Source organism: Nostoc sp., from assembly GCF_035638895.1.
Taxonomy (GTDB): domain Bacteria; phylum Cyanobacteriota; class Cyanobacteriia; order Cyanobacteriales; family Nostocaceae; genus Nostoc.
This window is the reverse complement of record NZ_DASQZC010000151.1, coordinates 1-9,092: the sequence shown is the minus strand read 5'-3', so window position 1 is coordinate 9,092 and position 9,092 is coordinate 1. Positions and strand designations below refer to the sequence as shown.

The window sequence follows — 9,092 nt, the reverse complement described above, 5'->3', positions numbered from 1 at the left end:
AAAAATTACTATCTCAGTACCAACAACTGGGTTACGCGCTATCAACTTATTTTGGGAGTCGATAATTTCTAAATGGGTAAAATCCAGTTCTTGAGAGCGTTGTAATATCTCCGCAGCTAGTTTGTCCTGCTGAGATTCTTTGAGAGTGTACCAATCGTCACTAATTTTGACTGTAAGATTGCTGGTGCGAAAGTTGGCTTGAATTGACTTTATCAGACCAGAGGCAATGCGATCGCTAATTTCGGCTACCTGATTTTCAATAGCCGCAATCAAGGCTTGTTCTGGTGTTAATTCTATCGCTGGCGTGGGAATTGGTTCCGGTTCCGCTTTCGCTTCCGGCGTTGGTGGTGGCGGAGTTTGTACTTCTGGCGGCGTAATTTCCTCTGGTGGCTGTGGCGGCTCTAGTTCTGGTGTAACTGACTCAGGTGGAGTAGTTATCGTTGGTGTCGGTGTTGGTGCAGGAACTTCTTCAACGGGTGGAACTGTTGCGATTTCAGTAGGTTTACCAGTAAAGACACTCGCAGTTGTCCAAACAATAATTACAGCAATTCCAGTAACAATCCCCGTCAAAGCGGTATCTGATAACTTTGTTGACAAATTTGATGGTAAAAACAAGCGGATTGTCCTTAGCAATCCACCCCACCACAACTGAAACTGCTGGAAAAAGCCAGGTTTTTCCTCAGTACCAGGTGGGGGTACTGTCTCCAGTTTCTCCACCGTTACTTCTAAAACCCCAATCGTCCCTTGGAGAAGTTGGATAATTTTAGCCTTCCAAAATGGCTGAACTCTCTGGTAAGGTTTTTGGGGAGGTTGAGTTACTTGCTTATCCGTCGGTTTTGACTGATTGTCTTGTGACATGGAACTTTCACCAAAAGCAGCGAATCAAAGACAAACAACGTACATTATTACTGGTGCTGCCTTCTTTTGCCTTAATGTATCACTTCAATTGCACATTGCTTCAGCTAAACTGACTATTTATTAAATTTGGTGAGTTATGAACCTCAAACGCCGTCAATTTTTATTTTTAAGTAGCTTCAGCGCCATTGGTGCAGGATTTTTCGGCTGGACGTTTCGTCAAAATCATCAAACTGCTGATATTACCGATTTAACAACAGCTATAGCAGCCAATCCAGCCAAAAAAGACTTGTTATTACGTTTTGTGTCTGTGGCTGATACAGGGACTGGCGCTAAAGGACAGTATGCTGTGGCTGGAGCGATGAACACATATCACAAACAAAATCCTTATGATTTAGTCGTTTTAGCTGGAGACAACATTTACAACAACGGCGAAATTGAGAAAATTGGTGCAGTTTTTGAGCGTCCTTATCAAGCTTTGCTCAAGCAAGGTGTGAAATTTCAGGCTTGTTTAGGTAATCACGATATTCGTACTGAAAATGGTGATCCACAAGTCAAGTATGCTGGTTTTAATATGAAGGGAAGACGCTACTATACATTTAGCCGTGGTTCTGTGCAATTTTTTGCTTTAGATACTAACAGTAACGCTGATTGGAAAAACCAGCTACCTTGGTTAGAAAAAGAATTAAGTCTTAGTAAAGCTCCTTGGAAAGTTGTATTTGGACATCATCCAATTTATTCATCCGGTCACTACGGAGTCAATCAAAGTTTTATTAAAATCTTCACTCCTCTGTTTCAAAAACATGGGGTTCAACTCTACATCAATGGCCACGACCATAGTTATGAACGTACTCGTGCTATTAATGGAACGACTTATCTAGTTACTGGTGCTGGTGCAGGTATTCGTCCTGTAAGGCGCTCGGAATGGACAGAGCATTCTGCCGAAAAGCTGAGTTTTGCCTCTTATGAGGTGTATAAAGATAGAATAGAAGTAAGTGCGATCGCTACTAATAATCGCGTTTTTGATAAAGGTATTATTCAATTAAAATCGGCTTAGTTATATGATTAAAATTGAGCAACTAAAATATTGAGTAGAGAACCAAAATCAACCAAAGAATAAAACACTGTCCCGTTAGTTTTACCTGGTCGCAATTCATCTCCCGTTAATCTTTCCTCCGTAAGACTGTAACGAGAATCCCCTTACTCCATTAAGATAGATTGAAGTTCACAGGAGCAGCATCTTCTGAACATGGGTTTAGATTTTGGAAAAACCCTTTGTTCTTCACATCGGGTTATAAGCGTATGTTTTCTGAAGTTAAAAAATGTCTTGTGTTAGCCGTACCTTTAGCAGCAGCACAACTGGCTCAATCTGCAACTGGTTTTGTGGATACGGTAATGATGGGCTGGTTAGGAAGCCAGACTATTGCATCTGGAGGTTTGGGATCTATTATCTTTAGTTTTTGTCTGTTGATAGCTACTGGTATTGTTTCTGCTGTCAGTCCGTTAGCTGCCCAAGCATACGGAGCCGGAAATAGAGAAAAAGTTGGCACAATTGTACGCCTGGGACTAGGGATATCTTTGCTACTAGGAATACCAATTACATTGCTGCTTTACAATGGAGGTGCTTTACTACTTCTGCTAGGGCAGGATGCTAGCACAGTAGCACTAGCAGAGATTTATTTAAAGGCGATCGCACTAGGTTTTATTCCTGCTTTAGGCTTTGGAGTACTTAAAAGCTTTCTTTCTGCTCTATTGGAACCACAATTAATAATCGTGACTGTGGTTTTGGGTACTCTGCTCGACATTACAGCTAACTATGTGCTGATGTTCGGCAAACTGGGATTTCCGGCGCTGGGTTTAGCTGGTATCGCTTGGGCAAGCACACTCTCACTTTGGAGTACGTTTGTTACTTTGACAGTTTATATATGTAATCAGCCTCGCTTTGCAGTTTACGGTATTTTTCGACCTTTATCTAGAAAAGCTTTTTCCCTAAAGTATCGCCGGATTATTGGCGAGATTTTTCACGTTGGATTGCCCATTGGGGGGTTGATTGCAGTCGAAGCGGGACTGTTCACTGTTGTTACTTTCATAATAGGAAACTTAGGAACAAACGCTCTTGCTGCCCATCAAATTGCTTTACAAACAATTGCGATGTCATTTCAGCTTGCACTAGGCATTTCTCTAGCGACAACAGTACGTGTTGGGCAGTTAGTTGGACAGAATGACCTGCTTGCTACTCGTCTAGCTGGATATGTAGGCATTGCCATTGCAGCTCTAACTATGGGTGTGGTAGGTATTACATTTTGGTTAGTGCCAAAGTCGATTATTTCTCTTTATATTGACATTAATGATCCAAACAATGCAGATGTGGTTGCCCTCGCAGTGAAATTGCTGGGAGTGGCAGCGATTTTTCAAATAGTTGACGGTGTGCAAGTTACTGCGGGGGGAGCATTACGCGGACTAAAAGACACTCGAATTCCTATGTTGATTGGTATTTTTGCTTATTGGTGTATTGGTTTATTGACTGGTTATACTTTCGGAATCTCGTCGGGGTATGGAGCGATTGGTCTTTGGTGGGGACTAGCTATTGGTTTAGCGATCGCTGCAATAGTCATGACTTGGCGGTTTGGCAAGAAAACAACTAACTACGGGTAATAGATAGCTTAAAAGAAGAAGTTGTACATGGCGTTAACATTAGCTTAATTATCACCGCAAAACTTTATGATTCTTGAGGCAGTTATGCTTTCTGTTAAACCTGGTCTAGAATCAGATTTTGAAACTGCTTTCAAAAAAGCTTCTAAATTTATTTCCTCAATGGACGGATATTTATCCCATGAATTGCATAAATGTATAGAAGTCCAAGGTAAATACTTATTACTTGTCAAATGGGAAACTTTAGAATCTCATACTGTAGGATTTAGAAGTTCTGCTGAGTATCAAGAGTGGAAAAAACTTCTGCATCATTTTTATGAGCCATTTCCCACGGTTGAACACTTTGAAGAAATTAAAATCTGAAAAACAAAATCCCCGACTTTTTTGAAAAGTCGGGGATGTGCGATTGTATCACTCTACTCGTTGCAACTGCGCTACTCTTGGGTCAACAATTTTCTGTCCCAAGCTATCAAATTTAATTGCTACAGACATCTTAGTACCCGTTCCGAAAACATGCGTAATTTCACCAATTCCAAAAGTTTTATGTAATACTTTATCGCCTACTTGCCAATTCTGCTTCGTGTCTTGCTTTCCATTAGAAGTAGAGGCACTTTTAGTATAAGTTTGACGACTCAGGCGTGGAGTAGTTAATAATTCTTCTGGTAATTCGTCGAGAAATTGCGATCGCATCGCAGGTTCACGAGAACCATACAAACGACGTTCCCGCGCGTGTGATATATATAACCTTTCTTGGGCGCGAGTAATGCCTACATAACACAAGCGGCGTTCTTCTTCCAAAGATGCAGGATCACCAAGCGATCGGTAGCCAGGAAATAGCCCTTGTTCTAATCCCACCAAAAATACTACGGGAAATTCCAAACCTTTGGAAGCGTGCAAAGTCATCAGAGAAACGGCTGTCTGTCCTTCTTTTAAATTATCCAAATCGGAACTAAGGGCGGCGCTACTCAAAAAGTCTCGCAGGGAAACCTCTTCGTTTTCTTCTTGAAATTGTAGTGCAGCGTTGTAAAGTTCTTGAACGTTTTGTACCCGATCTGTGGCTTCGTCTGTGCCTTGACTCATCAAGTCTTGAACGTAACCAGAATCTTCTAGTATTCCTTGCAAAACCTCAGTCACGGGAAGCGTACCGATTTGTCCTTGCCAACGGCTAATCATCTCGGCAAAGCTATTTACAGCTTTTGTAGCGCGTCCAGCTAATGTATTAACTGATGTTTCATCGCTGAGTATTTCCCATAAGGTTGTCCCTAATTGTTGGGAGGCGTTCACCAAAGCATCAATAGTCGTTTTGCCAATTCCCCGCCGGGGAGTATTAATAACTCGTAATAAACTGACTGTATCAGATGGGTTAGCGATCGCTCTTAAATACGCAATGACATCTTTAATTTCTTTGCGATCGTAAAATCTCATTCCTCCCACAACTGTGTAAGGAATTTGATATTTCACCAACAATTCTTCAAAGGGTCGAGATTGGGCGTTTGTCCGATAAAGTATGGCAAAACTACCCCAGCTTAACTCTGGATTTTGGTTTTCTAAAGTGCTAATTTGATTAATCACAAATGCCGCTTCTGCGAGTTCTTCATCGGCTTTGTGACAAGTAATCTGCTCACCCGGCCCCCGCGTCGGTTTAAGGACTTTATCAATCCGTTGGGTATTATTTTCAATCAGTTCATTAGCCGCTTGCAGAATGTTTTCACAAGAACGATAGTTTTCCTCCAGCTTAACCATCGTTCGGGTGTCATCATCTACTAAACCATCACCAAAGTCTTCCTGAAATCCCAGCAAGATGGTGAAATCTGCCATCCGAAAGCTGTAAATTGATTGATCTGCATCGCCGACAACGAAAACTGAGCGATTTTGCCATTCCCATTCGCTCTTTCTGGTTTCGCCATTAGTCACCAATAAATGAATAAGTTGATACTGAGTCCGATTAGTATCTTGATATTCATCTACAAGGATATGGCAAAATTTGCGATGCCAATAACCCAATACTTGCTCGTTTTGCTGAAATAATCTAGTTGGTACGAGAATTAGATCATCAAAATCGAGAGCGTTATTTTCTGCTAACTTATCTTGATATAAACTATAGACTTGGGCAATCACCCGTCCGCGATAATTGGGTTGATCTTGCTCAAATTCTTGGGGCGATAAACCTTGGTTTTTAGCGTTACTAATAGCGTAGCGGACAGAGCGAGCGTCAAATTTTTTATCGTCTAAATTTAACTGTTTATTGACAATTTCTTTAATCAGAGTCATCACATCTGATTCATCAAAAATAGAGAAATTACGATTCCACTTGCGCCCTTTTTCGTCTACATATTTTTCAATATCAAAGCGAAGAATCCGAGAAAATAGACTGTGGAAAGTGCCACACCATAAATCTTTGATCGTGTTTTTGTAAACTTGCGATCGCAATTGCGTTTGTTGATATTCTGTCAACAAATCCAACTTCTGACTGTATTGTTTCATAGCCAGTTGTTCCGCAAACAGCCGTTGAATCCGGTCTTTCATTTCCCGTGCGGCTTTGTTGGTAAAAGTAACCGCCAGGATATTTTCTGGATCAACGCGGTGTTTCAGAATTAGATTCGCAATGCGATAAGTCAGCGCTCGTGTTTTACCGGAACCTGCGCCAGCAACAACTAGCAACGGGCCGCAGTAATGTTCGACAGCTTGACGTTGGCTAGGGTTAAGGTGACTGAGAAAGTCGATGGTTGTTGTCATGGATGTGAAAAAGCGATTGCCTGGCGTCACATCAATAGAGAGTTGCTATTGCCCAGGTTACAACATCTTAACGAAACTTGGTCAATAAAGATTGTGTGGGAATATTCTTAACCAGAATGGTACTCTATCATGATTTATGTAGAACCAAGAAAAAGCTATGCTGTCAGTCAAAGGCACATTCCAAAATGGTGTGGTTCATCCTAATGAACTAATTGAAGGGCATGAGGGGCAATCTCTCACTCGTTCTGTTGTCAACAGTAGGGGCAATTCATGAATTGACCGTACAGATTTTCGTAGGAACACCGCAATGTTCCCTAGCCTGTGGTTTATTTACTTAAAAAATGCTGTAATACCTAACTAAGTCCAGCTTTGCGTAAAATCGTAGCGTTTTTAATGCAAGGGGACGCATTGGCAATGCTGTACTAAGAGTATGGTCACCAATAAGACTATTCACTCCTTGAGTACCCAATTGACATTGGGGAGCAACACACGATACATCATGATTCAACCGTTAAATTTTTAAGGATGAAAAATTTATTTAATTTCAGGTTAAACCAATACAAAAAGGGGTGGATATGGATATCAGCTTAATTGTATCCAATATTTTGAATCCGCCAATCCTGTTTTTCTTTTTAGGCATGATTGCTGTTTTTGTCAAGTCTGATTTAGAAATTCCCGCACCAATGCCCAAACTCTTTTCGTTGTATCTGCTGTTTGCCATTGGTTTTAAGGGAGGTGTAGAACTAATCAAAAGCGGTGTAACTCAGGAAGTCGTTCTAACACTCGCAGCAGCAATGATGATGGCTTGTGTTGTTCCAATTTACACCTTTTTTATCTTGAAGTGGAAATTGGATACTTACGATGCGGCTGCGATCGCAGCAACTTACGGTTCTATCAGTGCCGTCACCTTCATCACAGCTAGCGCTTTTTTGACTGAGCTTGGCATTCCTTTTGATGGTTACATGGTGGCAGCCCTTGCCCTGATGGAATCCCCAGCGATTATAGTTGGTCTAATTTTGGTGAATATATTCACCGTCGATGGAAAGCGGGACTTATCGTGGCCGGAAGTTTTGCAAGAAGCATTTCTTAATAGTTCAGTTTTTCTCTTAATAGGTAGTCTATTTATAGGTGTCTTGACAGGTGAACGCGGTTGGCATGTCTTAGAACCTTTTACTCAAGGGTTGTTTTATGGCGTTCTTACCTTCTTTTTACTGGACATGGGATTAGTCGCTGCTAGAAGAATTAAAGACTTGCAAAAAACCGGAGTTTTTCTAATTTTATTTGCCATACTAATTCCTATACTCAATGCAGGCATTGGGTTGGTAATTGCCAAATTGATCGGTATGCCTCGCGGAGATTCCCTGTTGTTCGCTGTATTGTGTGCCAGTGCTTCTTACATCGCTGTCCCTGCGGCTATGCGGATGACTGTTCCCGAAGCAAATCCCAGCCTGTATGTTTCAACCGCTCTAGCAGTAACATTCCCGTTCAATATTATTGTGGGAATTCCGTTATATCTCTACGGAATTAACCTATTCTGGAGGTAATAATATGCACCTAGTTAAAAAGATAGAAATTATCGCCAATTCTTTTGAACTTGCCAAAATTTTAGATAATTTAGACAAGTCGGGTGTACATAACCATGCCGTAATCCGAAATGTTGCTGGTAAAGGATTACTAGGAACGACAGAAGATTTAGACATGACCATGCTTGATAATGTTTACATCCTCGCGTTTTGTATGCCCGAACAACTCAAGCCAGTTGTAGAAAATATCAAACCACTCCTTAATAAGTTCGGAGGTACTTGCTACGTTTCCGATGTGATGGAAATTCGCTCTGTCAGATGTGTAGCGTCGATGTAAGATTATAAATTCAATGAAACATTTCATGGAACGTCGTGACTTTTTGAAGTTAGGAATGACCGGGGCCTTTGGAATGATGCTATCCGCCAGCGATTTGCTTTGGCGGGTGGAACAGGCTAAAGCTGCCGAAATACCCTCAACTTCCCCTGAATCCCTTAGTCCTGATGCCGCATTGCAAAAGCTGATGGAGGGGAATCAGCGATTTGTTCAGCATCAACCCCAATACCCCGATCAATCTGCACTGCGGTTGCAAGAAGTTGCTCAAGTTCAACATCCATTTGCAACTATTCTTAGTTGTGCGGATTCACGAGTACCCGCAGAAATTGTTTTTGATCAGGGCATTGGAGACATCTTTGATATTCGGATTGCCGGAAATATCGCTACGCCTGAAGCGATCGGTAGTATTGAATATGCGGTTGTCTTATTAGCCTCTCCACTATTGATGGTGATGGGGCATGAACGTTGCGGCGCTGTAACCGCCGCCGTCCAAAACCAATCGTTACTCGGTGATATTGGTACTTTTGTGAAGGCAATTAAGCCAGCAGTAGAAAAGGTTAAGAGTCAGTCGGGTGACGCGGTTGAAAATGCTGTGGTGGCAAATGTGCAATATCAAATTGAACGGTTGAAGCGATCGCAGCTTTTAACTGAGCAAGTGCGATCGGGCAAATTAAAAATTGTCGGAGGTCGTTACGATTTGGATACAGGAAGGGTAAATATTATTACTTAGTTTGCTAGAGGATTTCCAACAATTAAACAATTCAAAATTCAAAAATTGTTGGAGACTCTGATTCCCCACTGAAAAACTGTTTACTGTTCACTGATAAGCTAATGAGCATTTAAGTTGTATATAGCGGTTCTCAATTGCATAGAATACAGACCATTTGTAGGGGCACAGCAATGCTGTGCCCTATTGTGTATTGCTTCCATTCGAGAACCGCTTACTACATTTTCTGTAACTATATATAAAATCGAGAGGCTCAGATCCCCGA

General features: G+C 41.5%; 8 protein-coding genes. 6 read left to right on the top strand and 2 right to left on the bottom strand.

The features are described from left to right. Positions 1 to 858 (bottom strand): hypothetical protein (locus VE944_RS07305; RefSeq protein ID WP_324974444.1); only part of this gene is annotated, 858 nt, incomplete at its 3' end. 136 nt (positions 859 to 994) lie between these two features. On the opposite strand from VE944_RS07305, the gene VE944_RS07300 reads away from it, so the two are divergent. From VE944_RS07300 to VE944_RS07290, 3 genes are all read left to right on the top strand, one after another. Then, complete coding sequence (locus tag VE944_RS07300; protein ID WP_324974441.1) at positions 995 to 1,912, top strand: metallophosphoesterase family protein; 918 nt, start codon at positions 995 to 997, stop codon at positions 1,910 to 1,912. A 245-nt stretch (positions 1,913 to 2,157) separates the two neighbouring features. After that, the gene (locus VE944_RS07295; RefSeq protein WP_324974438.1) at positions 2,158 to 3,510 is read left to right on the top strand and encodes an MATE family efflux transporter; all 1,353 of its coding nucleotides are present in this window, start codon (positions 2,158 to 2,160) and stop codon (positions 3,508 to 3,510) included. 66 nt (positions 3,511 to 3,576) lie between these two features. Further along, positions 3,577 to 3,870, top strand: coding sequence for an antibiotic biosynthesis monooxygenase family protein (locus tag VE944_RS07290; protein WP_324974435.1), 294 nt, complete (start codon positions 3,577 to 3,579; stop codon positions 3,868 to 3,870). A gap of 48 nt (positions 3,871 to 3,918) precedes the next feature. Here VE944_RS07290 and pcrA read toward each other — a convergent pair whose 3' ends face one another. Continuing rightward, positions 3,919 to 6,243 carry a DNA helicase PcrA gene (gene pcrA / locus VE944_RS07285; RefSeq protein ID WP_324974432.1) on the bottom strand — a complete coding sequence of 775 codons (2,325 nt, stop codon included), beginning with the start codon at positions 6,241 to 6,243 and terminating at the stop codon, positions 3,919 to 3,921. A 575-nt stretch (positions 6,244 to 6,818) separates the two neighbouring features. On the opposite strand from pcrA, the gene VE944_RS07280 reads away from it, so the two are divergent. From VE944_RS07280 to VE944_RS07270, 3 genes are read left to right on the top strand one after another with little or no spacing between them, the layout of a single operon-like run. Further along, a complete protein-coding gene (locus VE944_RS07280) occupies positions 6,819 to 7,787 on the top strand; it encodes a sodium-dependent bicarbonate transport family permease (protein WP_324974429.1) in 969 nt (322 codons plus the stop codon). Positions 7,788 to 7,791: 4 nt separating this feature from the next. Then, on the top strand, positions 7,792 to 8,103 hold the full coding sequence (locus VE944_RS07275; RefSeq protein WP_324974426.1) for a P-II family nitrogen regulator: 312 nt from the start codon (positions 7,792 to 7,794) through the stop codon (positions 8,101 to 8,103). 25 nt (positions 8,104 to 8,128) lie between these two features. Continuing rightward, positions 8,129 to 8,830: a carbonic anhydrase gene (locus VE944_RS07270; RefSeq protein ID WP_324974447.1), complete on the top strand. Its 702-nt coding sequence runs from the start codon at positions 8,129 to 8,131 to the stop codon at positions 8,828 to 8,830. Positions 8,831 to 9,092: the final 262 nt, after the last annotated feature.